Source organism: Salinicola sp. CPA57, assembly GCF_003206035.1.
Taxonomy (GTDB): domain Bacteria; phylum Pseudomonadota; class Gammaproteobacteria; order Pseudomonadales; family Halomonadaceae; genus Salinicola; species Salinicola socius.
Map to the genome: position 1 here is coordinate 593,301 of NZ_PZJR01000003.1, position 25,025 is coordinate 618,325.

Consider the following 25,025-nt stretch of genomic DNA (forward strand, 5'->3'; position numbering starts at 1 on the left):
GTTCACTCCTAGCGCGAGACGTCCGAGACCGTCAGCGACGAAGGCGGTGCCAAGGTGTAAACGGTCTGCCCCCTCAATCGAAAAGCCTGGCTCAGAAAGGAAAAGTTCTCGGAGTGGCCCGCAAACAGCAAGCCATCCGGTTTCATCTGGGATGCGAAACGACGCAGGATATTGGTCTGCGTCTCCCGATCGAAATAGATCATCACGTTACGACAGAAAATGATGTCGAAGGGGCCGTTGATCGACCATGATCCCGTGACGAGATTGAGCTGCCTATAATCGACCATCGCTGCCAGTTCCGGACGAATCCGTGCCTTGCCGGCACGAGTACCGCTGCCGCGCTGAAAGAACTGTCGACAGCGCGCCTCGCCGAGCTTCTCCACCGTCTCCAGGGAATAGACACCGGCACGGGCGGTATTCAACGCTTCGGTATCGATGTCCGTGGCCAGGATCTTGACCTGAGACGCCGCAGCGCCCAGCGTTTCCCTGACAGTCATCGCCAACGAGTAGGGTTCTTCTCCCGTCGATGCGCCGGCACACCAGATCTTGATCCCGCTACCCCGGCGGCGTATTTCCTCGGCCAGCACCGGAAAATGGTGGGCTTCGCGAAAGAACGCCGTCAGGTTGGTGGTCAAGGCGTTGGTGAACGCTTCCCACTCCTCGGACTCGGCGCGCGTCTCGAGCCTGTCCAGATACTCTCCGAATCGACTCATGCCATGCAGCCGCAGTCGCTTGGCCAAGCGGCTATAAACCATCTCCCGCTTGTTTTCCGCCATCACGATACCCGCACGACGGTAGATGAGATCCCGCACCCGTTCGAAATCACGTGGAGTGAAGTCGAGGTCTCGGGTAAAGCGCATGGCATTGTCACTGGCTCCATCGCCCGACCCCGGACCTGAAAACATCGCTGTCTCGGCTTTCAAAATGCCTCCCACTCCTCGTTGTCATCCGTTATCACGCGACGGTCGGAGGCCGGAGACGTCGCTGCTGTTTTGGCTAGCTGATGCCGGGGCTGGACGTCGATGCGCGCCTTTGACTCGCGACTGGCGGTACCAGCCACTCGCTCCTCGCCGCTACCCGCCAGACGAAAAACGGCAATGGACGTGGTCAGGTGCTCGACACTGGCACGAAGCTCCGCCGCGGAGGCGGCGGTTTGCACCCGCTCGGCATTCTGCTGAGTCACCTGGTCCATCTGCGCGACGGCCTGGCTGATCTGCTGTATACCGCTGGTCTGCTCTTCGGAGGCCGCGGAAATTTCGTTGATGATGTCGTTGACACGCGTCACGGCACTGACGACTTCGCTGATCGACCCTTCGGCCTGACGCACCAGGTCGGCACCGTGTCCCACTTCCTGCGTGGAGCTGTCGATGAGATTGCGGATCTCCTTGGCGGCGTCGGCACTGCGGCTGGCAAGATTGCGCACTTCTCCGGCCACCACGGCAAATCCGCGGCCCTGTTCGCCGGCTCTCGCTGCTTCGACAGAGGCGTTCAGCGCCAGAATATTGGTCTGGAAGGCGATCGAATCGATGACACCGACGATATCCGCGACCTTGCGCGAGCTGTCGGTGATACGCCCCATGGTACCGACAACCTGCCCCATCACTTCACCGCTTCGGCGTACCGTATCCGTCGCCCCTCCGGCAAGCTGGCTGGCCTGACGGGCGTTGTCGGCATTCTGCTTCACCGTTGCGGTCATCTGCTCCATGCTGCTCGCGGTCTCGGCCAGCGATGCCGCCTGCTGCTCGGTACGCGAGGAGAGATCCTCGTTACCTCGGGCGATGTCCCGCGTCGCCGGGGCAACCACCGCCACGTTCGAATTGACGTCACCGACGATCGTGCCCAGGCTCTGGCGCATGCTGTTGAGCGCACCGATCAGGCGGCCGACTTCATCATGGCTGCGCTGTTTGAGTGTGGCACCGAGATTGCCCGACGCGATCTGCAGCGAGAAGTCCAAGGCTTCGCGAACCGGCTTGAGCGTGGCGCGAATCGTGGTCAACCCCACGATGAACAGCAGAATGGCCCCTGTCGCCAGCAGCGATATCAGGATGATCATCGTGGTGCGCTGGGACGCCGCAGCGCTGATCGCCATGTCCGCGCCGCTTTGACGTTTTGCTTCGACCAAAACATTCAGGTCACTGCTGATCTTGTCGCTGTTGGCCCCCAGCACGTCGTTGTAGGCCACGTAGGACTGATAGAAATCACCCGCATTGAGCGCGGACATCACGCCTTTCAGGCCTTCATCACGGTATTGCTGAAGGTCGGCGGCAAAGGTGTCTGCCGCGGCGGTCTGGTTGACCGGACGATTCTGATAGTAGGCATCCCAGGTGCTATCCAGCTCGGCAATGAGGGCATCGACCTGCTCGTTGATCGGCGCCAGATCGGCCGCCATCGGATTGCTGACCGGCTTGTCGACCAGGTCTCGTCCTTTGGACATCAACTGATCGATCTTCTGCAGTCGAGCCAGATCCTCCAGACCGTTGACCGTCAACTGCTGCAATCGCTGCCCGTCTTCATGCAGGGCATACAACGAGACGCCGCCACTGCCTGCCAGCACGACCAGCGCCAGCACCATCATCGAGATCAACCGGCCTTTCAGCGAGCGCAGGCTGACACGCCGGATCGTCGGCAACAGACCACGAGGCTTCAGCACGCCGTGATCGAGCCTGACACCACGCTTGCGCCCCGCCAGCAACTGCGGATAGTGCTTCTCCGCCAGCCGACGCGGCTTGTCGGCAACCTTGACCCTGACCGACGTATAACCCGCGATCTTGCCGTCTTCGACGATCGGGGTGACGGTCGACTGAACCCAGTAATGCGATCCATCCTTGCGCCGATTCTTGATGACCCCCGACCAGTTCTCGCCGTTCTCCAGCGTCTGCCACAGATTCGCGAAGGCCGCCGACGGCATGTCCGGGTGACGGACGAGGTTATGAGGCGCGCCGATCAGCTCTTCACGACTGAACCCGCTGACCCTGACGAAGGCCGGATTGGCGTAGGTGATCCGGCCTTTCAGGTCGGTTCGCGAGATCAGGTAATCCGAGTCGCCTATCACGAATTCCTGATCGTTCACAGGCTGATTGTTTCGCATCGCAGCATCCCTGGTGTTGTTATGCCCCTTCGCGATTCGCCAGCGGGCATGGGGCGGTTCAAACGTCATCACTGCGGACACTTATCGGCCGCTGGATCACACTCTTGATATCTCCGAAACCTCATCCACTCAGGCTGGCTGCTCCAGACGCTGGTGTGCGCGATCGGCGCTGGGGCGCCACTGCGTCAGCCCTGCCTCACTGCTCCCGTCTCCTGCCGCAACGCGGTAGTGCTCCAGCGCCGACTCCAGTTTCTGGGCCTGACTCACCAGCGACTGCGAGGCATTGGCGGTCTGCTGCACCAGGGCGGCGTTCTGGCTGGTGACCTGATCGAGCTCCGTGATCGCCTGATTGACCTGTTCGATACCGCTGCGTTGCTCGCGCGAGGCATTGGCGATCTCTTCCATCAAGCCGCTGACGCTGGCCACCGAAGAAACGATCTCTTCCATGGCGCGACCCGCCTGCTCGATCAGCGTGGCGCCGCTGTTCACCTGCTCGCCCGAGCCGGTGATCAACTTGCGAATCTCTCGAGAGGCATCCGCGCTGCGACTGGCCAGATTGCGAACCTCTTCGGCGACGACGGCAAAGCCTCGCCCTGCCGAGCCGGCACGGGCAGCTTCGACGGAAGCGTTCAACGCCAGAATGTTGGTCTGGAAGGCGATGTTGTCGATCATGTCGACGATTTCCGCCATCTGGCGTGAACCGTCCTGGATCTGTGCCATGGTGGTCTCGATGTCACGCATCATCTCGCCGCCCTGTTGCGCACGCTGCCGGGTCTGCGCTGCAGCCTTGGTGGCGGTTTCCGCGTTGTCGGCATTGTGACGAACGGTCTGGGTCAGCTGCTCCATGCTGGAGGCCGTTTCGACGATGGCGGCGGATTGCTGATCGGTACGTACCGCCAGATCCTGGTTACCGCTGGCGATCTGGCCGGCACCAACGTTGACCCACTCAGCGCTGGCTCGGACATCGGCAAACGTCCGGGAGAGGCCTTGACGCATGCTCTCTATCGCGAAAAGCAGGCTATCGGTGTCCTTCGACTTGAGCACCAGCGCCTGGGAAAAATCCCCCTCGGCAATTTTCTGGATACTGTTGCGAGCGTGCGCCGGGTCACCGCCCAACCGGCTCAGCACGTTACGGATGACCCAGGCGACGATCAGTGACAGCAGCGTGCCGATCGCCGCGATGAGCGCGAGATAAACGACGGCGCCATCAGCGAGCACGGCATCGATATCATCCACATAGACGCCCGTGGCGATCTGCCAGTCCCACTGCGGCACCCGCATGACGTAGCTCAGCTTGTCGTACATCTCGCCACCCTCACTGCGCCGCGAGGCGTAATGAACGAGCCCGCCGCCGGGCTGCTGGGCGGCAGCTAACATCTCCCGATAGAGATAGACGCCGTTGGGATCCTGATAATCCCGCATGCTGTCACCCACCGCGCGTCGCGGATGCTCGACGACCTCGAGGTTGGAGTCGAACACGAAAATGTAGCCATCGGCGCCAAATCCCATATTGGAGAGCGCATGGCGGGCCTGCTGTTTGGCGTCCGCTTCACTCAACTCGCCACTTTCCGCATCGCTGACGTAACTGTCGACCAGCTGCTTGGCACTACCGATGAAGTACTGCAGGCTTTGTATGCGCTGTTCCAGGAGATTTTCCCGCATCGAATAGAGCGACCACCCCGCCACCAGAATCAGACCCACCCACATCAACCCCAACGTGGTCCATAACTTGCGACGCATCGTCCACTCACGGAAATTCAGCATGGCATTTTCACCCGGATTGCTCGAAAGATTGCTTGATAGGCGCCACGCCCGCTCCCATGAGCTTATTGACCTAGCGCGACTCTCTCCTTATCGGCTTACAGATCGATTACCTTTATCTTTATTAGACCAAAGTCTCAAAAACTGGCGCCGAGTCCGGCCATAAAAAAACCGCAGCCGAAGCCGCGGTTGGTCATACCTTTATCCGGTCTGAAATCAGGCGCTCTCTGCGGTGCGCTCGACCAGTTGCATCTCTTCGTGGGTCAGCAGTTTCTCGATGTCGACCAGCACCAGCATGCGGTCTTCCAGGCTGCCGATGCCGCTCAGATAATCGGACGAGAGCGTGACACCAAACTCCGGCGCGGGCTTGATTTGATCCGGTGCCAGACTCATGACGTCCGAAACACCATCGACCACGATGCCGACGATCCGGTCATCGACGTTGACCACGATCACCACTGTCTGACCGCCGTATTCGACCTTGTCGAGATGAAACTTCAGCCTGAGATCGATGATAGGCACGATCACCCCGCGCAGATTGGTGACCCCCTTGATGAACTCAGGCACGTTGGCAATCCGGGTGACGTTTTCGTAGCCGCGAATCTCCTGCACCTTGAGGATATCGACGGCATACTCCTCGTCGCCCAGAGAGAAAACCAGATATTCACTGCTCGCTGCGTCGTTGACGAGGGCATCTGTGCTCGCTTGCGGACTCATACTAGCGATACCTCATGTAGGTGTTGGCGTTTCGCCTCGTGTCGTTGCTGCGACTTGCGTCGGTCGAGACGATGAAGATCGGCGATATCGAGAATCAGGGCAACGCTGCCATCGCCGAGAATGGTAGCGGCGGAAATCCCCGGCACTTTGCGATAATTGGTTTCGAGATTCTTGACCACGACCTGTTGCTGACCGACCAGGTCATCGACCAGCAAGGCGTAGCGGCGGCCTTCGCCCTGGACGATGACCGCGATGGCTTCGGTCAATTCGGTCTTGGCGTCGGTCACATCCAGCGCGTGGTGTAACGCGATGATCGGCAGGTACTCGTCACGCACCTTGAGCAGCTGATCGTCGCCCGCCATGGAGTAGATATCCTCCGGCTGCGGCTGCAACGACTCCAGCACCGCGTTGAGCGGCAGCAGGAAGGTTTCCCTGCCGCAGCGGATGGACATCCCGTCCAGGATCGCCAGCGTCAACGGCAGCACGATACGCGTCGTCGTTCCCTGTCCGGTCTTGCTCAGGATCTCGACGTGACCGCCCATCTCCTGAATGTTTCGTTTCACGACGTCCATGCCGACGCCACGCCCGGACACGTCGCTGACCTGCTCGGCGGTGGAGAAGCCCGGCGCGAAGATCAACTGCCAGACGTCGTCATCGCTCATGGTATCGGTGACGGCGATGCCGCTCGATCTGGCCTTGGCCAGGATCTTGTCGCGGTTGAGCCCGGCGCCATCGTCGATCACTTCGATCAGGATATTGCCGCCCTGATGCTGGGCAGAAAGGGTCAGGCGCCCGGTCGTCGGCTTGCCGGCAGCTTCTCGCTTCTCGCGAGGCTCCAGGCCGTGATCCAGACTGTTGCGTACCAGATGCGTCAACGGGTCGATGATGCGTTCGATCAGACTCTTGTCGAGCTCGGTCGACTTGCCTTCCGTCACCAGCTCGACGTCCTTGCCCAGCTTGGCGGCCAGGTCGCGGACCAGACGCGGGAAGCGGCTGAAGACATAATCCATCGGCATCATGCGGATCGACATCACCGCTTCCTGCAGATCCCGAGCGTTGCGCTGCAACAGATTCATCCCGTTGACCAAGGGTCCATGGGAAACGATATCCAGGTCACTGGCCGTCTGTTCGAGCATGGATTGGGTGATGATCAGCTCGCCGACCAGATTGATGATCTGATCCACTTTGTCGACCGGCACCCGAATCGTGCTGGACTCGCTGCCCTTCGCGGCTTTCCCGCCCGCCTTGCCAGCAGGGCGAGCCGGGGCAGATTCGGCTTTGGGTGCAGCGCTATCCGGATCCGAAACGGCTTCCGCCGTCGGCACCGTCGATGCTTCCGCTGGCCCGGAAGCGCTCTCTGCTGGAGCTTCTGCCACGGGCGTTTCCGCCGTCGCGCTGGCCGCCACCGCAGGCGCCGCAGCGACTTCGATCGACAGCTGTTCCGGCTCGATAATGAAGCAGAGCACGGCTTCGATATCGTCCTTCGATTCCGAGCTGTCCAGCGTTACCTGATAGCGCTCGGTATCGCCCGACTGGGACACCATCGTCCCGAAATGCTCAAGCTCCTCGACCAGCAAGGCGCGATCCTTGTCGCTGACACCCGTCAACGTGATCGATAGCCGCTGCCCTTTGCCCTCCTCGACCGCCTGCATGGCCGGCTCGAGTTCGGACTGAACAGGCGTGCTCACCGCCGGCGCTGGCGCAGGTGCCTTATCGACCGGAGGCGCCTGGGTCAGCGCTTGCTGCTGACCCAGCTCATCCAGCGCCATCTGTTGCAAAACACGTGAAATCCTTTCGAACGCCTCGGCATCGGGTTCACCGCCGTTACGGTAGGCGTCCAATTGGTCATGAAGCATATCTTTGGTTTCCAGAAACGTGTCGACGATATCCCGTCGAAGACTGAGCTCGCCACGCCGGGTATGGTCCAGCAAGTTTTCCAGCAGATGAGTCGTTTCCTGCAAGACGGTAAACCCGAAGGTGCCTGCCCCGCCTTTGATGGAATGTGCGGCCCGGAAGATCGCGTTGAGCTCCTCGACATCCGGGTCGTCGACATCCAGATCCAGCAGCAAGCGTTCCATATCCGCCAATAATTCTTCGGCTTCTTCAAAGAACGTGTCGTAAAAGTCAGAAATGTCCATGAGCACCCGCCATAGAAGCCCTACTAGAAGGGCATGATCCTGTGTTCATCATCCAGCTGAATCCTGTTCGGCAACCTTGACGTCAATGCCTTCCCTGCCGACTCCAGCGACAGGGGCCGGATCGGCTGCGGGAAATGGCGCCTGCTCCTGCTGTTCGATGGCTCGAGCCGCGCGGTTATCCAGCACCACGATACTGATGCGACGGTTGATGTCGTCGCTGGGGAGGGTATTCGGTAGCGTGACACGCGAGCCCATGCCCGCCACCCTCAACAGTTTTTCAGGGTCCAGACCCGCGGCCGTCAGCTCACGTCTCGAGGCGTTGGCACGATCGGCTGACAGCTCCCAGTTGCTGTAGCCTTTCTCTCCGCCGGCATACGGAAGGTCGTCAGTGTGACCGCTAATACTGATCGGGTTGGGCATCTCGTTGAGCACGGGCGCGATTCGGCGAAGAATCTTCTGCATGTAGGGCTCGAGCCGATCGCTGCCGAGCTCGAACATCGGCCGTTTGTCACTATCGACAATCTGGACGCGCAATCCTTCCGGTGAGAAGTCCATCCTTAGCTGCGAGCTGAGCTCCCTCAGTTGCGGGTCGCTCTGGATGACACTTTGGAGGCGATCACGCAATTGACGCAGATTACGCTGCTCGTCGCTCGATCGAGTCTGTTCGCGGACATTCACCCGGCGTACCTCCCCGTCGGTCTTGGTGGGATTGTCACCGCCCCCGGGTATGGCGCTGGTACTTGCCGTCGACTTGTCTCCACCGGTCAGGGCCACCGCCAGCGGGGTACGAAAGTACTCGGCGATATGCTCCAGCTGGCTTGGCGTGGCCGTGGAGAGGATCCACAACACCAGGAACAGTGCCATCAGCGCGGTCATGAAATCGGCGTAGGCGATCTTCCACGAGCCGCCGTGGTGCCCTGCTGCCTGGACCCGCTTGCGCTTGATGACCAGCGGGCGACGCTCACCCCCGCTACTCATGGACCATCCGTCCCCGTGCCGCGCAACGTCTGTCCGCTGGAGCGCACGTGTTCTTCGAGCTCGCTGAACGAGGGCCTGATGGCGGTGAACAGGGCTTTACGGCCGAATTCCACTGCCAACTGCGGCGCCAGTCCGTTGAGGCTGGCCATCAGCGTGACGCGGATGCACTGCAGCATCTTGGTCGCCTCTCCAACCTGGAGGTTGATGCGATGTGCCACGGGCGTCACGAAACCGTAGGCCAGCAGGATCCCGACGAAGGTGCCGACCAGCGCCTGTGCAATCATCTGTCCCATCACACCGGCACCCTGATCAGCCGCACCCAGCGCGTGCACCACACCCATGACGGCGGCCACGATACCGAAGGCGGGAAGCCCATCGCCGACGGCCGTCAGCGAGTGCGCCGGCAGCTCCGCTTCATGCTGGAAGGTCTCGATCTCGTGCTCCATCAAGGCATCGATCTCGAACGGATCCATGTTGCCGCTGACCATCAGGCGCAGATAATCGGTCAGAAATCCCATGATCATGGGATCCGACAGAATCGTCGGATAATCGGCGAAGATGGCGCTGTCCTGAGGCGAATCGATGTCGCGTTCGATCGCCAACATGCCATCGCGGCGCGCCTTGGTGAGCAGTCTGTACTGAAGCGCCATCAGCTCCATGTACATCATCTTGTTGTAGCGCTTGGTACGCTTGAGCTTGGAAAACGATCGCAATGTTGCCTTGATCGCCTTGCCATTGTTGGCGCACACGAAGGCGCCGATTGCAGCGCCGATGATCATCACGAACTCGGCCGGCTGTACCAGAGCGCCAAGATGGCCGCCAATGGCGACATAGCCACCGAACACACTACCCAAGACGATGATGTAGCCCAATAGAATCAGCACGTAAATGCTCCCGATGACAGTGCGTGGCGAACCTGATGACTGTATCGGCAGCGGGACCATCACCCTTGAGGGTAGAAATATCAGAAAAGCGTGATTCGTCGACAACGACACAGCCGACTTGATGCCGCGACACGGATGGGGAAAGAAAAAATAACGCAGACATGAAAAAGCGGGCCATGGAGGCCCGCTTCGAAAGATATCGCCGAACTACACGGCCAGACGGCGTACCAGCGGCATCTCGACGGGCGTGAACGTACGCCTGACAGGTGCCGCCGCCTTGGCCTTGCGCGTCTTGCCCGCGCGCGACGGCGGCTGGCAGATGCCGCAGACGTAATCATGCAGAGGACTATGCGCGTGGGCCACGAAATCGCCATGGCACCCCTTGCACCGGGAGAGCTGCAACAGATCGCTCTCGAAGAAGCGCACCAGCGTCCAGGCCCGTGTCAAACCCAGGGTGGGCTCGGCGCCATCGAGTTCGACCTGCTCGAGATAGAGGCGATAGGCCTTGACGAATGCCGGCATCCGCGCGCACCCCAGCTCGCCATTGAGACGGCGGTAGATGTTGTAGAACAGCGACGAATGAATATTCGGCATCCAGGTGATGAACCAGTCTGCCGAGAATGGCAGCATCCCTTTGGGCGGCGACATCCCTTTGACTTCCTTGTATAACTTGATCAAGCGACCGCGGCTCAGGTCGGTCTCTGTCTCGAGCACCTGTAGGCGCGCGCCCAGCTCGATCAGTTCTATCGCCAACTGCACTTGAAGCATTTCGGCGACGAGGCTCTTGTCCGCCATGGCTCAGTTCCCCCGCTGCGCAGCAGATCGAGCGCGATTCGAACCCGCCATCAGCAACGAGGCATGGGTCTGCTCGAGGCCCTGAGCACGCGGATTGTGAATCAGCAGGTTCAACTTGTCGGCATCGGTGAAGCGCAAGTTGCAGAGCAGCTGGTTGGTCCGCGATAGCTGGGTCAACTGTTTGATCGACAGGCCAGAGATGACATTGGCCAGGTCGGCATTCAGGTCCAGCCGGAACATCGCCGACTCGCGATCTTCGTTGAGCAGACGCTGAACGAGCAGAAGATAGGACAGGTTGAGGTCCTGGATGTCGTCCAAAAGACTGTTCGAGTGCATGATTTGGATTCCCCGCGCATGGTTTTATTGGCATCCGTTAATCGAATGCTCCGGTCGTCTGCAGCCATCCTGCTGGCTACATCAGTACTTTATGATGGAGGCATTTTGCGACTTTTTGATGAAAAAAAGCAAGTTTTGTTACTAAATATATAGAGCCGTAACGAATCCCTTTAAACCTGTAGCCATCATTACCAAATTAAAGTGATGATATTGTTACTAATATTGACATCTCATCATTTACAGGAATACACAGGTTACGAGAAGCGTGACCAAGGCGGGATACACGAAAACACATGATCGTTGAATGGTCGCGGACCCAATCAACGCAATTCGTCGACTTCTGCCGCTATCGAACTATCGATCTCGCCGATCCACACCAGCAGTTCCGCAATGACCTGATAGAGCGACTCCGGGATACGAGCGTCGAGATCGACCTGCATCAGAAGTGCAACCAGCTCAGGGGAATCGTGGACGAAGACGCCCTCCTGATCGGCGAGTTCGATAATACGCTCGGCCAGGTTTCCGTACCCTTTGGCGACCACCCTCGGCGCGTCCGTACGCTCGCCACTGTAGGCCAGGGCAACCGCCCGGCGACGTGAATCGGACACCCCCTCCTCGTCACTCATGCGCCGCCACCCCCTCCGCCAGCTCCACGTTTGCGCCCAATGGCGCCAACCGTTCACGCAATGGCGTCAACTCCTGGCGAAGCTGCGCTCGGGCTGCCTCATCGGCGGGATTGACCTCCACTTGCAGTGGAGACTCACCACGAGCCAGAAAGACAATATCGATAACCCCCAGCGAAGGAAGACGAAGCTGAACCTCGGCACGCCAGTCACCGCCGTGACCTTCTCCCTCCCGCTCAGGACGATCGAAGGCGCTTTCGCTGCCGTCGTCGAAGCGACGATCCACGGGAAGCTCGGTCAGGAGCATCGTCATGGGTACGCCAGGCCACACTTGACCTTCCCAACGCAGATTAGGCGCCGCGATCAGTTCAAGCTGATGTCGTACCAGCGACTGGAGCGACTCCGAGGATGACTGGGACAGTTGATGAGCACGGGTCATCGAAAAAGGCTGCTCTTCGGCCGCCCCCATCATCGCCTGCGCCCGCCCGTCGACGCCACTGCCTGCAGAAGCGGATGACGGCACGGATGAAGAGAGCCGACCTGCAGGCATGGGCCCAGCGGTTTCGGCGGCGCGGCTCGTCGGCGACGCGATTGCACCGAGCCCCCCCGGTGCCCCGCCAGCAGTTCCCGGTACACTTCCGGAACGAGGCGCCGTCCGGCCATCGATCCAAAGCGGGAATCCGGGATTCGACAGCAACGATGTCGGCGTGGACGGTCGAAAGGTCAGGCTAAGCCAGGCCTGGGGCTCCCGCATCAGCGAGGCTCGCGGGTACTGACCGGACATCCAGCGCTGCAGATGGGATTCGTAGAAGACGCCGCTCTCGCGCACGCTCTGCGACAGCGCCGTCGCCAACGAGTCGGCCCCACCACCGGATTGGACCAGCAGCGAAAGCATTGGCCGAATCGAGGCGGTCTGAGTCGCAGGAAAACGGGAGAGAATATCGGCGATGTCCGTCGCGGCATGGCTCAAGTGCAGTTGGGTCGAGGCGGCGCCGCTCCCGGAAACCGGAGGTGGCGAAAATACGCCTTGACGCCCGACGCCGAAAGTCGCGGCGCCGATTCGCTCACCCCCCTGCTGGTTCAGCCTCGAGTCGCTGTGCGCGGGTTGCACGGCGTCCGACGACGACGCTGCCGACACCGGCAGCGGCTGATCCCGAACGGCCGGCAGATCGACCCGCTTGCCGAGAACCTGATGCAGCAGCGTGTCGAGTATCGGCGTGATTCCGCTCACGGTCGATCGTCGGTCGGCACCGAGCGCAGCCGCGAAGCTATGCTGCCCCTCCCGGCCTGATAGGCCTGCCCCAGCGCCTGTTGTCGGCGCGAACTGCCGATCAGGTGGCTCAACTCCTCGCGCCGAGAATCCAGTAGCCGGCGAGTCTCGACATCCTGAGTCAGAATCTGCTCGAGCAGCTCGAGCTTCTCCTCACGCTCGGCGTCACTCAGCGAGTGCTCGAGATCCAATGCCCGGACTCGTTGCAACGAGACCAGATAACCGGCCTCGCACTGAACGAGCGACTCCCACTGTTGCTCACGCGCCAGCGCCAGCATCTGGCCGGAGACCTCCAGCAGATCGCGGTACTGCTCGACGACCGATGAGACTGACGTCATGGGCTCATACTCCTCAGGCCAACTCGGCCGATACGTGTCGAAGCTCACGCCAGCCGGAACCGATATCGTCGAGCAACGACGCCGCCTGTTCCAACTGGGCAATATCGTCACGCAGATTGGCCTGCAACAACAGGCGCGCGATGTAATCGTAGAGGCGCCCCAGATTGTCGGCGATCTCTCCACCACGGTCATGATCCAGCGCCGCCGCCAGCCCGTTGTTGACGATGTCGATTGCCTTGGATATCGCTAGGCCCTTGGCCGAACGGTTGCCGTCCTGCATGTGCAGACGAGCGCTGTTGATCGCCGCCTGCGCGCCATCGAAAAGCATGACGATCAATTGATGCGGATCTGCCGACATCACTGCGGACTCGACCCCGACTCTGGCATACGCCCCAGCACCACGTCTGATATTCATCATCTCTATATCGCTCTCTTACTTTTTGGTCTGCGCGCTGAGGGCATCGAACTGCTGAGTCAGATAACTACTGGTCGAGTTCATCTGCGACACCAACGAATCCAGACTGGCGAACTGCGTTCGGTAGCGGGCCACCGTGGCGTCGATGGAATCCTGCATCCGCGTGTATCGATCGCCGAGCTGGCTAAGCGTGGTATCGATACCATCCGTCGCCGTCTGCAGCAGACCACCGTCATCGAGAATCGCCCCCATGGTGTCGTCGATACTGGCAACCAGGCCGCTTTCGCCATCGGTGCCGGCGAAAAACTTGCTGACCGCATCGCTATCGCTCTTGATCGCGTCACTGAGCTTGTCGTCGTCGATTTTCAGCGTACCGTCCAACTGACGTTCGATACCCATATCCGAGAGCATCGAGAATGTCCCTTCGCTATCGCTGTAGCTAAGGACGCTGCGCAACCTGGATTCGATGCTGCGCATGGTCGAGTTGCCCAGCAGCACACCAGCCGTGTCCGACTCGGAATCGTAGGACGTCAGGCTGTCAGATGTACTCTGGAAGCTGTTATACGCGTCGACGAAGGTTTTGACGGCCTTGGTCATCGACTCCGTGTCCTTGGACACGTTGAGCGTTTCCGCCCCTTCCGTCGTCGAGGTCAGGTTGAACGTGACGCCCTCGAGCGCCCCTTCGACCGTATTGGACTGGCTGGTTATAGAGATGCCATTGACTTCCAGTTCGGCATCCTGAGCGACAACGGTCTCCGTCATGCCATCAGAGCCCGCCCCCCCACCGGTCGCCGTACTGTTGAAACCGAATGCACTGTCGAGCGCATCGCTATCGCCGTCGATCGTGATTTGGGAATCTGTTCCCGTGGCATCGGAGGAGAGAACTAGACGATAAGGGGTATCACTACCATCGTTGACGATGGATGCTGTCACCCCACCCTTCTGCGCATTGATCGCATCACGTAGATCTTCCAGTGAATCGCCATCAGCAACATCCACATCAAAGGAATCGCTACCGACGGAAATCGACAAAGTGCCCGCCATGGCGAGCGAGTCCTCTTTGCTGGCGTGACCACCGGACGCTAGTGACTGCGCCTGCGCCAGTTGAGAAACGCTGACCTGATATCGACCCGTCACGGCATCGCCGGTGGTGCTCGCGGTCACGGAGTCACCGGTCATCGAACTGGTGACGGCCGTGAACGTCTCGGGATCGCTCAGCTTGGTCGCGGCATCACGCAACGCATTCAGGGAGCTCTCGAGCGCACCGAAGGCAGACAGCTTGGTCTTGTAACTCTGCTGCTGGGAGACGATCGGTGTGAGCTTTTCCTTTTCTGCATCTTCCAGGTCCTCGAGCAACCCGCTCAGATCCAGGCCGGAACCGATCCCCAGTGACGATATGGTAGCCATGTAACCTCTCTTTGCCTGGCGCAATTTGTAACACGCCGATCGCAACGGCAGGCGCCGATTAGACGCACATTAATATGGTAGTTTCCTGATCGGCTGTCAGGAACGAAACTTTAGCGTTGACTGATCTTCTTTTTCTGACCGCGTCAGTTCCCGGAAAGATCAACCTTGGGTGGTCAGACAGCCGCCGGATGGGCGATCATAGGCCACCGACAATTTGCCACACTCCGGAGAAAACATGGACGCGAACTCCCTGTACGCCAACTATCGCTCTTGGCAACGTTTTCAGCGTCAGGAGCAGCTGGGACGCGAACATCAGGCGGCCCTGCGCAAGCTGGCAGATACCGGCGCAATGGCGTCCCGGGTGACCGAGGCCTACCGCAGCATGGCGGACCGAGCCGCCAAGGAGGGCGCGAGCTATCGCACCCTGTTCCAGCGCCAGCGTGACAACGGCGACAATCTGGCCTGCGAGGGCTGGCTGTTCGTACGCCGAGTGCTGGCAGAAGGCGGGACCACACGCATCCGCGCCACGCTCTTCGAGACCTTCACGCTGGAAGAGGGTGACATCACACCTTCCGCTGAAAGCCCGAAAAAGGTCACGCTGGATATCTACGACGAGCTTCTTGTCCAGAAGACCATGAAGCTTGGCTGCCGTACGGATCGTCAGGACGATGAGCGTGATACCCGTTTCATCACTTTCCTGGATAGCGTACGCGGTGATCTACGCCAATACCTTTAACCTTTCAGTCGGGATCCGATGACGCTCGAATCGCGACCGACACTTTGATCAGCCTGGGGAGATCTCTCGATGGCCAACACAGTCCACCCTTCAAAAGTCCATTTCTCGGCACTGGCGCTGGAGAACCTCGATGGTGTCAGCGGTATCGTACAGCCAGTGATCCAGACGCAGTCGGTGACGCTGGAAAGCTCCGCTGCCATGCTGCTGACCGATTTCAGCGTCAGCCATCCGTATACCCTGCCGACCGGCAGCTCCATTCCTCAAGCTCTGGAGACGATGAAGCAGGCCGGCGTGCGGTTGCTGATGCTGATCAACGCCAGCGGGGATTTCACCGGCGTGGTCAATGCCCGCGAGCTGTTCGGTGGGCGGCGTATCACGCTGGCCATGCAGAAACACCAGATCGGCCGCGATGAGGTCACCGCGGAAATGATCCAGACGCCGCGCAGCGAGCTGCATTCTCTCTCCTACGCCAAGGTTTCTCATGCCAGTGTCGGCGATCTGGTCGAGACCCTGAAAACATCGGGCGATCAGCACGTGTTGATTACCGAACCGGACGGCAATGGCGGCTCGAGAATTCGCGGCATCATCTCTGCGTCCAACATCAGTCGCGCGCTCGGGGTCGATCTCAACCATCCGCCAGAGGCTCGGACCTTCTCGTCGATCTGCCAGGTCATTCTTGGTCACGATCTGTAGCCCCTTCATGAGCATGACAGATCGACAAGAGCTCCCGATCCTGGTGATTTACACCGGGGGCACCATCGGCATGCGCGGCAGCGAACGGGGGCTGGTCGCGGCCGGCGATTTCGGTTCGCGAATGACGAACGCGCTGGCGCTGTTGCCGCCCGGCCGGCAGGGTAGCCTGCCCGAGTACGTCGTCTGGGAATCTCCCCACCCGATCGACTCGAGCAGTGCGACACCGGCCGATTGGGCCGCGCTGGCAGAGTTGATCGCCCGACGCCATCAGGATTACGCCGGATTCGTGGTGCTCCATGGCACCGACACTCTCGCCTGGTGCGCCTCCAGCCTGGCCTTTCAGCTTCAAGGCCTCGCCAAGCCGGTCATCGTCACGGGCTCGCAGAAGCCGCTTGGCGTGGAGGGCAGCGATGCGCTCGACAACCTCGAGGCGTCGCTGAAATTCGCGGCGCGCGCGGAACTGAGAGAGGTCTGCGTGAGTTTCGGTGGTCACCTGATGCGGGGATGCCGGACGCGAAAATGGTACACTCAGGATGCTTTGGGGTTCGAAAGTCCGAACTGGCCGTTACTGGGCGAGATGGTGGACCACGCTCCGGTGATCTACGCGGCCCGCTGCCACGACACATCGGGTGCGCCGCGCTTCGAGTGCCTCACCGACCCAGCTCCCGTCGTCCTGCGTCTGGTGCTATGGCCCGGCATCCGGGCTCGAGACGTGGACCGATGGTTGAACGACGACCAGATACGAGGCGTCGTGATCGAGTGCTGGGGAAGCGGGAACCTGCCGGAGGACGATGCGCTGCTGGGCGTTCTGGCCCGTGCCAGCGCAGAAGGCAAGGTAATGACCGCGGTCAGCCAGTGTCCGTTCGGCGCGGTTCATCTCGGCACCTACGCGTCGGGTCGGATACTCCAGGATATCGGCATTCTCTCGGCGGACGACATGACGCCGGAAGCCGCGCATAGCAAGCTTACTCATCTGCTCGCAGGGGAACTGACCCCGCAGGCGTTGAGACAGCGCTTTCTGACGCCGCTGGTCGGTGAAAGAGGCGCTTTTACAGCGTGAGCACGACCGCCATTGGCGTCTCCGCCAGAATCATTTTCACGATCTAGACCGTTCGTCTCGCCACAGGTTGATAGCATGACACCCCCGACTCCCCATACTACGCCCCAGCCGGCCGTCGTGATCTACTCCGGCGGCATGGACTCCTATACGGTTCTGCATCGTGCCATCCGCCAGGGCTACGACGTTCATGCCCTGTCGTTCCACTACGGCCAGCGCCATGCCCGCGAACTCGATGTCGCCCGGCATGTGTGCGACGAGCTGGGCGTCTCGCACAAGGTCGTCGATATCCGCGCCATCCATCAGTTGATCGGCAACTCGGCGCTGACCGATAGCGATCGGGACATGCCGAAGGCGGACTACGCGGCGGACAATCTGGCCGACACCGTGGTCCCCAACCGCAACATGATCCTGCTGTCGCTGGCGATCGGCCATGCGGTCAACATCGATGCGCCGATCTGCTTCTACGGCGCGCATGGAGGAGACCACGTTCTCTACCCTGACTGCCGTCCGGCTTTCGTCGATCGCATGAACGATGTTGCCGCCATCGCCAACTTCGAGGCGGTCAGAATCGAAGCGCCCTATCTGCACAGCGACAAGGCGCAGATCCTCGCCGACGGACTCGAAATGGGGCTGGATTACGCGCAAACGTGGACCTGCTACCTGGGCCAGGAAACCGCCTGCGGCGAGTGCGGCAGCTGTCGCGAGCGGCTCAACGCGTTTGCCAGTCTGGGAATGACTGACCCGCTTCCCTATGCCAAGCCCTGAAACAAGCCGCCAGCGTCAAGCGCCTGCATCGACACCTGGCGCCAGAGCTCGTCTCGTCGTTTGACGCCTGTGCCCGGCAAACCCAGTACGGAATTCTGCATGTATAGCGTCAAAGAAGCCTTCTACACCCTGCAGGGAGAAGGCGCCCAAGCCGGTCGCGCCAGCGTTTTCTGCCGTTTTACCGGCTGCAACCTGTGGTCTGGCCGGGAGCGTGATCGCGCCCGCAGCCAGTGCACGTTCTGCGATACCGACTTTGTCGGCACCGATGGCCAGAATGGCGGCCAGTTCGGCGACGCCGACGCCCTGGCCTCGCATCTTGAGCGACTGTGGCCGGTGTCGGCCCCGGGCAGACATCGGCGTTACGTCGTCTTCACCGGCGGCGAACCGCTCCTGCAGCTGGATACCGCTCTGATCGATGCCATGCACGCTCGAGGATTCGAGATCGCCGTCGAGACCAATGGTACGCTTCCGGCCCCCGAGGGCATCGACTGGATCTGCGTCAGTCCCAAGAGCGATACGACGCTGCGTCAGATCCAGGGCGACGAACTCAAGCTGATCCACCCCCAGCCAGGTGTCGACCCAGAGGCTTTCGCCGAATTGAATTTTACCCACTTCCTACTGCAGCCGATGGACCTGGCTCCGGGCGCTATCGTCACTGACGCCAACCCGATGACAGCGACCGTCGAGTACTGTATGCGTCATCCCCAATGGCGCTTGTCGCTGCAGACACACAAGATTGCAGGAATCGATTGATGACCCTGTTCGTGAACAACCTGACCAATATCGATGCCTCGATCTGGTCCCCTCAACGCGGTCTGAGCGGCGCGAGCTGGCACGTCGATGTCGAGCTCGACGGCGAGCTGGCGGAAGATGGCATGCTGTTGGACTTCGGCGAGGTGAAACCCTGGATCAAGGCGCGTCTCGACGCCGGCCTGGATCACACCCTGCTGGTACCGACCCAGGCCGCAGGCGTCAAGATCGAGGAGTGCAGCGAAGGCTTGCACATGGCAACCGAGCTGCCCTTCCCCTTCGAGCTGCGCGCGCCGCGCCAGGGCTTCACTCTGTTCCCCTGGGGGGAAATTACCGCGGAGCGGCTCGGCGCTCATCTCAGCACCGAGCTTAGCAAAAGACCGCCCCCCCGGGTCGAGGCCATCCGCATTCGCCTGCGTGAAGAGCTGGCCGATGGCGCGATCTATAGCTACAGCCACGGACTCAAGCATCACAAGGGTAACTGTCAGCGCATTGCGCATGGTCACCGCTCGCATCTCAGAATCTGGCGCAATGGCCAACGCGACTCCGAACTCGAAGGGTTCTGGGCTCAACGCCTGGACAATGGCTACCTTGTCGACGAGGCCGATATCGTCGGTCCCCGTCGCCAAGATGATGTCATGCGCGTTCGTTACCGCTCGGCACAAGGGCAGTTCCAGCTTCATCTTCCGAAAGCGCGCTGTCATACCCTCCCCGCCCCTACGACCGTGGAGAACATTGCCGCCTGGCTCGCCAAGCAGATTGCGCTGTCGACCGGTGCTCATATCCGGGTACAGGCGTTCGAGGGAATCGATAAAGGCGCACTCGCCGAAAGTCGCGGCATCTCGGCCGGGGACCAGGGAATATAATGCGTTGCCGAGCCGGCTGTGGCGCGTGCTGTATCGCGCCTTCGATCACCTCGCCCATCCCCGGCATGCCTTCGGGCAAGGCTGCCGGGGTCCGCTGCGTCCAGCTAGATGACGATAACCTGTGCCGACTGTTCGGCGATCCGCGTCGCCCGGCGGTCTGTCATCGCTTCGATTACGATCCCGAGCTATGCGGTGAGACTCGTGAACAGGCAATAGCGGTTCTGACGGCTTGGGAACACGCGACACAGTAGGCTCGTCACCACGGTTTCATACCGTCCGGCCGACTTCCGCCATGTGCCTGATCAGCACGAAATATCGCGTAGCGGCCATGAAAAAACCCTCCTGGCTTACGGTTGGCATGCCGTTCAGCCTAGGAGGGTTTTGCCCGGGATCAAGTCGGAGCAGCGCTCATTGCGCCACCCGCACCCTAGTTGCGTTCGATGTCCGCCTCATCCTGTAGCGTCTGACTCAGCCCCTGGATGGCGATCTGCGCCTGTACGCGCTGTGCCAGACGCGTTACGAAGTCTGCATCGTCCGCACTGGCTTCGCCGGAGGACACCGACTCGAGGCCAACAACGGCAACGCCGTTCTGACTATCCGTCTGCCCCCAGCTCACTTGATTCTGCTGGGGATGAGGGAGGCGGAAAGCTTCCTGACGAATGGCCTCCGGCACCCCATCGGCATCACGGCCTACGCTGTCGGCCTGCTGCCATTTGAGACCGGACACGGCTTCACCACTCTCCAGTGACTGCCGCACCTCGGCAGCTCGCGCCAGCAGCTGCTGACGGGTCTGCTGGGTCTTGACCGCCGCCATGACCTGATCACGAACCTCCTCGAGCGGTAGCGTGCTGGCATCGCGATGATCGACGACGTGCAGTACCACGCGCTGCTGATCGTCGGTCTCGATGACGTCGCTATTGTAGCCGTCCTCAAGCACATCCGGAGAAAACGCGGCGGCGGCGGCATCGGGATTGGAGAGCACGCCTTCCCCGCCGGCATCCTGCGAGAACCAGTCGCTGGTCTGAACCGTCAGTCCCAGTTCGTCGGCAACGGTCGTCAGATCATCCGCCTGATAGGCTTCGTCGGTCAGCTTCTGGACTCGCTCATTGAACAGCGACTGGGATTTTTCGAGCTTCACCTGCTCGGTGAGCGCATCGCGGTCATCCTCGAAAGAGGGAATATCGACACCTGTCACCTTGATCAAATGAAACCCGTACTGGGTCTGCACGATCTTGGAAACCTGCCCCGGCTCGAGCGAGAACGCTGCATCGTCGAATTCGTCCCCGAAGAATCCTTTCTGGATCGCGCCGAGATCACCGCCCCTGTCGGCAGACGACGAATCATCGGAATATTCACGCGCCAGCTCGGCAAAGTCCGCGCCCTGCTCGAGCTTGGACTGCACCTCGGTCAGACGCTCGCGCGCCTGCTGTTCCGTGCGGTCATCGCCAAAGGTCACCAGGATATGCGATACCTCACGCGGCGCTTCGGCCTGAGCCTGCTCATAGGCCTGACGCAGCTGGTCGTCAGTAACCTCCACATCCTTGGCCACGTCGTCCTGATTCAACACCAGGTAGTTGACCTTGACCTGCGCCGGGCGGCGGAAATCCTGTTGATGCTGATCGTAATACTGCTGGAGATCGGCATCGCTCGGCGCGACCGGCTGATCAAGATCCGCAGCCGTCAATTGCGCATAGCGGAACGTCCTCTGCTGCTGCTGCAACGATGCCAACCGCGCCTTTTCCGCCGGCAGCAGGAAGGCCGAGGCCGCGAGCCCTTGCTGAATCTGGCGACGCAAGGTGTCCGCGCGAAGCTCGCGACGGAAGGATGATGGGGTATACCCCGCCTGCGCCAGACGATTGGTGAACAACTCGTCCGAGAAATGCCCATCCTGATCCTGGAATTCGGGTAGCGAGACGATCAGCTGATCCAGCTGGCTATCGGAGATGTGGAGCCCGCCCTCGCGGGCGTACTGATCCAGGGTCCGCTGGCGAATCAGTTGATCGAGCACCTGACCACGGAACTGCCGCTCCTGCTCGGGCGGCACCTGTCCGGAGCGAATGCCTCGCTGCACTTGCGTCTCGACTGCCTGACGACTGATGGATTCGCCATTGACCGTCGCCGCGTCGTTGCTGCCGGAGGCAAAATAGCTCACCAGAGATTCCGCGCCAAAAAGCGCGAACGTCACGATGATGGCCCCCACGATGGCTTTTGCCACCCACCCCTGGGAACCCTCACGAATTCGTTGCAGCATGCTGTCCTCGCATGTCGATTGGCCAATGTGTCGCGCGCATATCGTACACCGCCAGGTCACGACGGCGCACCCATGCACGAAACGCTGGCTACGCTTTCTGCAAAAGTATCGCTCTTGCAGCAAGACAATAAAAAAGCGCATCGCTGAGGCGATGCGCTTATGTTTTACGGGCTACCACCGACTGGAAAGCCTATGCCATCCGAGATTGCCGGAGCGTCGGCCCGCGCGACGGAGCGAAACTCAGTTCACCGCGTCTTTGAGCGCCTTGCCTGCCTTGAAGCTCGGCACCTTGGCAGCGCTGATGTCGATCGGCTTGCCAGTCTGCGGGTTACGGCCAGTGCGCGCTGCGCGCTCTTTTACCGCAAAAGTCCCGAACCCTACCAAAGCTACGGAATCACCTTTCTTCAGGCTGTCTGACACGGACTCAATCATCGCGTCGAGTGCACGCGTTGCAGCTGCCTTGGGAATATCGGCAGACGCAGCAATGGCTTCAATCAGCTCGGATTTATTCACACTACACCCCTTGACTGTATACGAAATTAACAGGACATCGATGCGCAATCAGAGACGCGATCGCGATCACAACAGATGGGCATTTTATAGCAATGCCGTGATTCTGCTGTCAATCCAGATCATCAGAAAAACCGCGTCACAACGGGCCTGGCGCATGAATGATGCGCATCGACAAGATCAATGTGTGCTGACGTTGGTCTGCGAGGAAACGACATCTTCGGCGAGCTTGTCATCGTCGTCGATGTGATTAACCAATGCCGTTGACAACACGTCATCAATCCACTTCACCGAACGAATGTCCAATGCATTCTTGATATTGTCGGGTACCTCTTTGAGATCCCGACGATTCTCTTCCGGTATGAGTACGGTCTTTATACCACCACGTCGTGCAGCCAGCAATTTCTCCTTCAACCCGCCGATCGGCATGACCTCCCCACGAAGATTGACTTCACCGGTCATCGCGACGTCACAACGTATGGGGCGCCCCGTGTAAGCCGAGACCATGGCCGTGACCATGCCAATACCGGCGCTGGGGCCGTCTTTCGGCGTGGCGCCCTCGGGAACGTGAATATGCAGGTCTTCCTTCTCGAATCGCTCCGGATCAATACCGAACTGGCGGGCTCGCGCTCGCACCACGGTATGAGCGGCGCTGACGGACTCTTTCATCACGTCGCCCAGCGAACCCGTCTTGTTGACGCGCCCCTTGCCCGGAGTCACCACGGATTCGATATAGAGCAGTTCGCCGCCGACCGAGGTCCACGCCAATCCGGTGACACGGCCGACCTGGTGCTCCTGATCTGCCAGTCCGTAGCTGTACCGACGCACCCCCGCATAACGTTCGATATCGTCCGCGGAGAGAGTCACTCCGGCCAGCGCTCCCTGCCCCTTTTCCGTCTCGAGGCGTTCGCGAAGCACCTTGCGGCTCACCTTGGCGACCTGACGTTCGAGTTCACGCACCCCCGCTTCGCGGGAATAATAACGGATCAGCTCGAGAACGGATTCGTCGCTGAATGTCAGCTCGTCCTCCTTGAGCCCGTTGGCCTTGAGTTGCTTGGGCACCAGATAGCGCTTGGCGATGGCGAGCTTCTCGTCTTCGGTATAACCCGGCAGACGGATGACTTCCATGCGATCCAGCAACGGCCCCGGAATGTTCATCGAATTGGCTGTGCAGATGAACATCACATCCGAGAGATCGTAATCGAGCTCGAGGTAGTGATCGTTGAACTTGTCGTTCTGCTCGGGATCCAGCACCTCCAGTAGCGCCGAGGAAGGATCGCCGCGATGATCCATGCCGATCTTGTCGACTTCGTCGAGCAGGAAGAGCGGGTTGCGCACGCCAGCCTTGCTCATGCGCTGAATCAGCTTGCCGGGCAGCGAACCGATATAGGTTCGTCGGTGACCACGAATCTCGGATTCATCGCGCACGCCGCCGAGAGCCAGGCGAACATAGCGCCGATTGGTGGCACGCGCGATCGATTGACCAAGCGATGTCTTGCCCACGCCCGGCGGGCCGACGAGGCAAAGCACCGGCCCCTTGAGCTTCTTGACCCGCTTTTGCACGGCAAGATACTCGAGAATACGTTCCTTGACCTCTTCCAGACCATGGTGGTCTTCGTCCAGCACCTTGGCGGCATGGGGGAGATCGTGCTTCACCCGAGTGCGCTTCTTCCAGGGAACGGAGAGCACCCAGTCCAGATAGGACCTCACGACCGTCGCTTCGGCCGAGGTCGGCGACATCATCTTCAACTTGCCGAGCTCCTGAGTCGCCTTGTCGACGGCCTCCTGCGGCATCCCGGCTTCCTTGATGCGCTGCTCGTACTTTTCTGCCTCGTTGGGCACGTTCTCGAGCTCGCCCATCTCCTTCTGAATGGCCTTCATCTGCTCGTTGAGATAGTACTCGCGCTGGGACTTCTCCATCTGGTCCTTGACCCGCGAGCGGATGCGCTTCTCCACCTGCAACAGATCGATTTCGGACTCGATCAGCGCCATCAGATGCTCGATTCGATCGCGCACGCGATCCATTTCGAGCAGCTCCTGCTTGTCGTCGATCTTCAACGACAGGTGCGCACAGATCGTATCGACGAGTCGGCTCGGATCCTCGATTTCCTGCAGCGAAGAAAGCACTTCGCTGGGCACCTTCTTGGACAGCTTGACGTACTGCTCGAACTGATTGAGCAGTACGCGAACCAGGGATTCCTGTTCGCGCTCGCTCAACGGCTCACTGTCACGCAAGACTGCCTGCGCACTGATGAAGCCGTCCTCGTCCTGCAGGACATGCTGGATGTCGGCTCGGAAACTGCCTTCGATAAGCACCTTGACCGTGCCATCGGGAAGCTTGAGCAACTGCATGATGTCGGCGACCGTACCGATACTGAAAAGGTCGTCGACGCCGGGGTCGTCATGGGCCGCCTCGCGCTGCGCGACCAGCAGCACGCGCTTGTCGTGCTCCATCGCGGTTTCCAGCGCCCGGATCGATTTCTCACGCCCTACGAACAATGGTATGACCATCTGCGGATAGACCACCACGTCACGCAGCGGCAAGAGCGGAAGCGTCAATGTCTGGTCAGAGCTCTGCGCCATTACAGCATTTCCTCGACAAACTTTCGGATGGGTGAGCCACCAGAGCGGCAATATCAATATG

At 60.4% G+C, this 25,025-nt stretch carries 24 protein-coding genes; 7 read left to right on the top strand and 17 right to left on the bottom strand.

Going from position 1 to position 25,025, the window contains the following annotated elements:
- Window positions 1-8: 8 nt before the first annotated feature.
- The 14 genes from DOM36_RS04975 to fliD all read right to left on the bottom strand — a co-directional run bounded on the left by DOM36_RS04975 (window position 9) and on the right by fliD (window position 14,750).
- Complete coding sequence (locus tag DOM36_RS04975; RefSeq protein ID WP_232823741.1) at window positions 9-860, bottom strand: CheR family methyltransferase; 852 nt, start codon at window positions 858-860, stop codon at window positions 9-11.
- Window positions 861-919: 59 nt separating this feature from the next.
- Window positions 920-3,088, bottom strand: a complete 2,169-nt coding sequence (locus tag DOM36_RS20560) for a PAS domain-containing methyl-accepting chemotaxis protein (RefSeq protein ID WP_110641645.1) — start codon at window positions 3,086-3,088, stop codon at window positions 920-922.
- A 129-nt stretch (window positions 3,089-3,217) separates the two neighbouring features.
- Window positions 3,218-4,828: a methyl-accepting chemotaxis protein gene (locus DOM36_RS04985; protein ID WP_232823731.1), complete on the bottom strand. Its 1,611-nt coding sequence runs from the start codon at window positions 4,826-4,828 to the stop codon at window positions 3,218-3,220.
- Between the two features lie 237 nt (window positions 4,829-5,065).
- On the bottom strand, window positions 5,066-5,566 hold the full coding sequence (locus DOM36_RS04990; protein ID WP_075570957.1) for a chemotaxis protein CheW: 501 nt from the start codon (window positions 5,564-5,566) through the stop codon (window positions 5,066-5,068).
- Window positions 5,563-7,704 carry a chemotaxis protein CheA gene (cheA, locus tag DOM36_RS04995; RefSeq protein ID WP_110641928.1) on the bottom strand — a complete coding sequence of 714 codons (2,142 nt, stop codon included), beginning with the start codon at window positions 7,702-7,704 and terminating at the stop codon, window positions 5,563-5,565. Before cheA ends, DOM36_RS04990 begins: the two co-directional genes overlap by 4 nt.
- Window positions 7,705-7,752: 48 nt before the next feature.
- A complete protein-coding gene (gene motB, locus DOM36_RS05000; RefSeq protein WP_110641650.1) occupies window positions 7,753-8,682 on the bottom strand; it encodes a flagellar motor protein MotB in 930 nt (309 codons plus the stop codon).
- A complete protein-coding gene (motA, locus tag DOM36_RS05005) occupies window positions 8,679-9,566 on the bottom strand; it encodes a flagellar motor stator protein MotA (RefSeq protein WP_075570901.1) in 888 nt (295 codons plus the stop codon). Before motA ends, motB begins: the two co-directional genes overlap by 4 nt.
- 207 nt (window positions 9,567-9,773) lie before the next feature.
- Window positions 9,774-10,361 carry a flagellar transcriptional regulator FlhC gene (gene flhC / locus DOM36_RS05010; RefSeq protein ID WP_075570900.1) on the bottom strand — a complete coding sequence of 196 codons (588 nt, stop codon included), beginning with the start codon at window positions 10,359-10,361 and terminating at the stop codon, window positions 9,774-9,776.
- A gap of 3 nt (window positions 10,362-10,364) precedes the next feature.
- Window positions 10,365-10,697: a flagellar transcriptional regulator FlhD gene (gene flhD, locus DOM36_RS05015; RefSeq protein WP_075570899.1), complete on the bottom strand. Its 333-nt coding sequence runs from the start codon at window positions 10,695-10,697 to the stop codon at window positions 10,365-10,367.
- Window positions 10,698-11,017: 320 nt separating this feature from the next.
- The gene (locus tag DOM36_RS05020; RefSeq protein WP_075570898.1) at window positions 11,018-11,323 is read right to left on the bottom strand and encodes an EscU/YscU/HrcU family type III secretion system export apparatus switch protein; all 306 of its coding nucleotides are present in this window, start codon (window positions 11,321-11,323) and stop codon (window positions 11,018-11,020) included.
- Window positions 11,316-12,551 carry a flagellar hook-length control protein FliK gene (locus DOM36_RS05025; protein WP_110641652.1) on the bottom strand — a complete coding sequence of 412 codons (1,236 nt, stop codon included), beginning with the start codon at window positions 12,549-12,551 and terminating at the stop codon, window positions 11,316-11,318. The genes DOM36_RS05020 and DOM36_RS05025 overlap by 8 nt, the downstream gene beginning before the upstream one ends.
- The gene (gene fliT, locus DOM36_RS05030) at window positions 12,548-12,928 is read right to left on the bottom strand and encodes a flagellar protein FliT (RefSeq protein ID WP_075570896.1); all 381 of its coding nucleotides are present in this window, start codon (window positions 12,926-12,928) and stop codon (window positions 12,548-12,550) included. The genes DOM36_RS05025 and fliT overlap by 4 nt, the downstream gene beginning before the upstream one ends.
- A 13-nt stretch (window positions 12,929-12,941) precedes the next feature.
- Window positions 12,942-13,343: a flagellar export chaperone FliS gene (gene fliS, locus DOM36_RS05035; protein WP_110641930.1), complete on the bottom strand. Its 402-nt coding sequence runs from the start codon at window positions 13,341-13,343 to the stop codon at window positions 12,942-12,944.
- Between the two features lie 18 nt (window positions 13,344-13,361).
- Window positions 13,362-14,750, bottom strand: coding sequence for a flagellar filament capping protein FliD (gene fliD, locus DOM36_RS05040; protein WP_110641655.1), 1,389 nt, complete (start codon window positions 14,748-14,750; stop codon window positions 13,362-13,364).
- A 235-nt stretch (window positions 14,751-14,985) separates the two neighbouring features.
- Here fliD and DOM36_RS05045 point away from each other — a divergent pair, with 235 nt between their 5' ends.
- From DOM36_RS05045 to DOM36_RS05075, 7 genes are all read left to right on the top strand, one after another.
- Window positions 14,986-15,486, top strand: a complete 501-nt coding sequence (locus DOM36_RS05045) for a hypothetical protein (protein WP_075570894.1) — start codon at window positions 14,986-14,988, stop codon at window positions 15,484-15,486.
- 69 nt (window positions 15,487-15,555) lie between these two features.
- Window positions 15,556-16,179, top strand: a complete 624-nt coding sequence (locus DOM36_RS05050; RefSeq protein ID WP_075570893.1) for a CBS domain-containing protein — start codon at window positions 15,556-15,558, stop codon at window positions 16,177-16,179.
- A 7-nt stretch (window positions 16,180-16,186) separates the two neighbouring features.
- Entirely contained in the window at window positions 16,187-17,239 is a 1,053-nt protein-coding gene (locus DOM36_RS05055) for an asparaginase (protein WP_110641656.1), read from the top strand.
- Between the two features lie 75 nt (window positions 17,240-17,314).
- Entirely contained in the window at window positions 17,315-18,004 is a 690-nt protein-coding gene (gene queC, locus DOM36_RS05060) for a 7-cyano-7-deazaguanine synthase QueC (RefSeq protein WP_075570892.1), read from the top strand.
- Window positions 18,005-18,103: 99 nt separating this feature from the next.
- Window positions 18,104-18,757 (top strand): 7-carboxy-7-deazaguanine synthase, encoded by a 654-nt coding sequence (queE, locus tag DOM36_RS05065; RefSeq protein ID WP_110641658.1) that lies wholly within the window; start codon window positions 18,104-18,106, stop codon window positions 18,755-18,757.
- Entirely contained in the window at window positions 18,757-19,620 is an 864-nt protein-coding gene (locus DOM36_RS05070; RefSeq protein ID WP_110641660.1) for a 6-carboxytetrahydropterin synthase, read from the top strand. The genes queE and DOM36_RS05070 overlap by 1 nt, the downstream gene beginning before the upstream one ends.
- Entirely contained in the window at window positions 19,620-19,871 is a 252-nt protein-coding gene (locus tag DOM36_RS05075; RefSeq protein WP_075570889.1) for a YkgJ family cysteine cluster protein, read from the top strand. Before DOM36_RS05070 ends, DOM36_RS05075 begins: the two co-directional genes overlap by 1 nt.
- A gap of 176 nt (window positions 19,872-20,047) precedes the next feature.
- Here DOM36_RS05075 and DOM36_RS05080 read toward each other — a convergent pair whose 3' ends face one another.
- The 3 genes from DOM36_RS05080 to lon all read right to left on the bottom strand — a co-directional run bounded on the left by DOM36_RS05080 (window position 20,048) and on the right by lon (window position 24,964).
- Complete coding sequence (locus tag DOM36_RS05080) at window positions 20,048-21,871, bottom strand: SurA N-terminal domain-containing protein (RefSeq protein ID WP_110641662.1); 1,824 nt, start codon at window positions 21,869-21,871, stop codon at window positions 20,048-20,050.
- 240 nt (window positions 21,872-22,111) lie between these two features.
- A complete protein-coding gene (gene hupB, locus DOM36_RS05085) occupies window positions 22,112-22,384 on the bottom strand; it encodes a nucleoid-associated protein HU-beta (RefSeq protein ID WP_075562051.1) in 273 nt (90 codons plus the stop codon).
- Between the two features lie 177 nt (window positions 22,385-22,561).
- Window positions 22,562-24,964, bottom strand: coding sequence for an endopeptidase La (lon, locus tag DOM36_RS05090; protein ID WP_110641664.1), 2,403 nt, complete (start codon window positions 24,962-24,964; stop codon window positions 22,562-22,564).
- Window positions 24,965-25,025: the final 61 nt, after the last annotated feature.

Bases quoted from the DNA above. Each gene is read 5' to 3' on its own strand.
- lon (WP_110641664.1), bottom strand. From the start codon at position 24,964: ATGGCGCAGAGCTCTGACCAGACATTGACGCTTCCGCTCTTGCCGCTG.
- DOM36_RS05045 (WP_075570894.1), top strand. From the start codon at position 14,986: ATGGACGCGAACTCCCTGTACGCCAACTATCGCTCTTGGCAACGTTTT.
- DOM36_RS05070 (WP_110641660.1), top strand. From the start codon at position 18,757: ATGACCCTGTTCGTGAACAACCTGACCAATATCGATGCCTCGATCTGG.
- DOM36_RS05075 (WP_075570889.1), top strand. From the start codon at position 19,620: ATGCGTTGCCGAGCCGGCTGTGGCGCGTGCTGTATCGCGCCTTCGATC.
- flhC (WP_075570900.1), bottom strand. From the start codon at position 10,361: ATGGCGGACAAGAGCCTCGTCGCCGAAATGCTTCAAGTGCAGTTGGCG.
- motB (WP_110641650.1), bottom strand. From the start codon at position 8,682: ATGAGTAGCGGGGGTGAGCGTCGCCCGCTGGTCATCAAGCGCAAGCGG.
- DOM36_RS04985 (WP_232823731.1), bottom strand. From the start codon at position 4,828: ATGCGTCGCAAGTTATGGACCACGTTGGGGTTGATGTGGGTGGGTCTG.
- queE (WP_110641658.1), top strand. From the start codon at position 18,104: ATGTATAGCGTCAAAGAAGCCTTCTACACCCTGCAGGGAGAAGGCGCC.
- cheA (WP_110641928.1), bottom strand. From the start codon at position 7,704: ATGGACATTTCTGACTTTTACGACACGTTCTTTGAAGAAGCCGAAGAA.
- fliS (WP_110641930.1), bottom strand. From the start codon at position 13,343: ATGAATATCAGACGTGGTGCTGGGGCGTATGCCAGAGTCGGGGTCGAG.
- DOM36_RS05050 (WP_075570893.1), top strand. From the start codon at position 15,556: ATGGCCAACACAGTCCACCCTTCAAAAGTCCATTTCTCGGCACTGGCG.
- flhD (WP_075570899.1), bottom strand. From the start codon at position 10,697: ATGCACTCGAACAGTCTTTTGGACGACATCCAGGACCTCAACCTGTCC.
- DOM36_RS04990 (WP_075570957.1), bottom strand. From the start codon at position 5,566: ATGAGTCCGCAAGCGAGCACAGATGCCCTCGTCAACGACGCAGCGAGC.
- DOM36_RS05055 (WP_110641656.1), top strand. From the start codon at position 16,187: ATGAGCATGACAGATCGACAAGAGCTCCCGATCCTGGTGATTTACACC.
- queC (WP_075570892.1), top strand. From the start codon at position 17,315: ATGACACCCCCGACTCCCCATACTACGCCCCAGCCGGCCGTCGTGATC.
- DOM36_RS05080 (WP_110641662.1), bottom strand. From the start codon at position 21,871: ATGCTGCAACGAATTCGTGAGGGTTCCCAGGGGTGGGTGGCAAAAGCC.
- fliT (WP_075570896.1), bottom strand. From the start codon at position 12,928: ATGACGTCAGTCTCATCGGTCGTCGAGCAGTACCGCGATCTGCTGGAG.
- fliD (WP_110641655.1), bottom strand. From the start codon at position 14,750: ATGGCTACCATATCGTCACTGGGGATCGGTTCCGGCCTGGATCTGAGC.
- DOM36_RS04975 (WP_232823741.1), bottom strand. From the start codon at position 860: ATGCGCTTTACCCGAGACCTCGACTTCACTCCACGTGATTTCGAACGG.
- DOM36_RS20560 (WP_110641645.1), bottom strand. From the start codon at position 3,088: ATGCGAAACAATCAGCCTGTGAACGATCAGGAATTCGTGATAGGCGAC.
- DOM36_RS05020 (WP_075570898.1), bottom strand. From the start codon at position 11,323: ATGAGTGACGAGGAGGGGGTGTCCGATTCACGTCGCCGGGCGGTTGCC.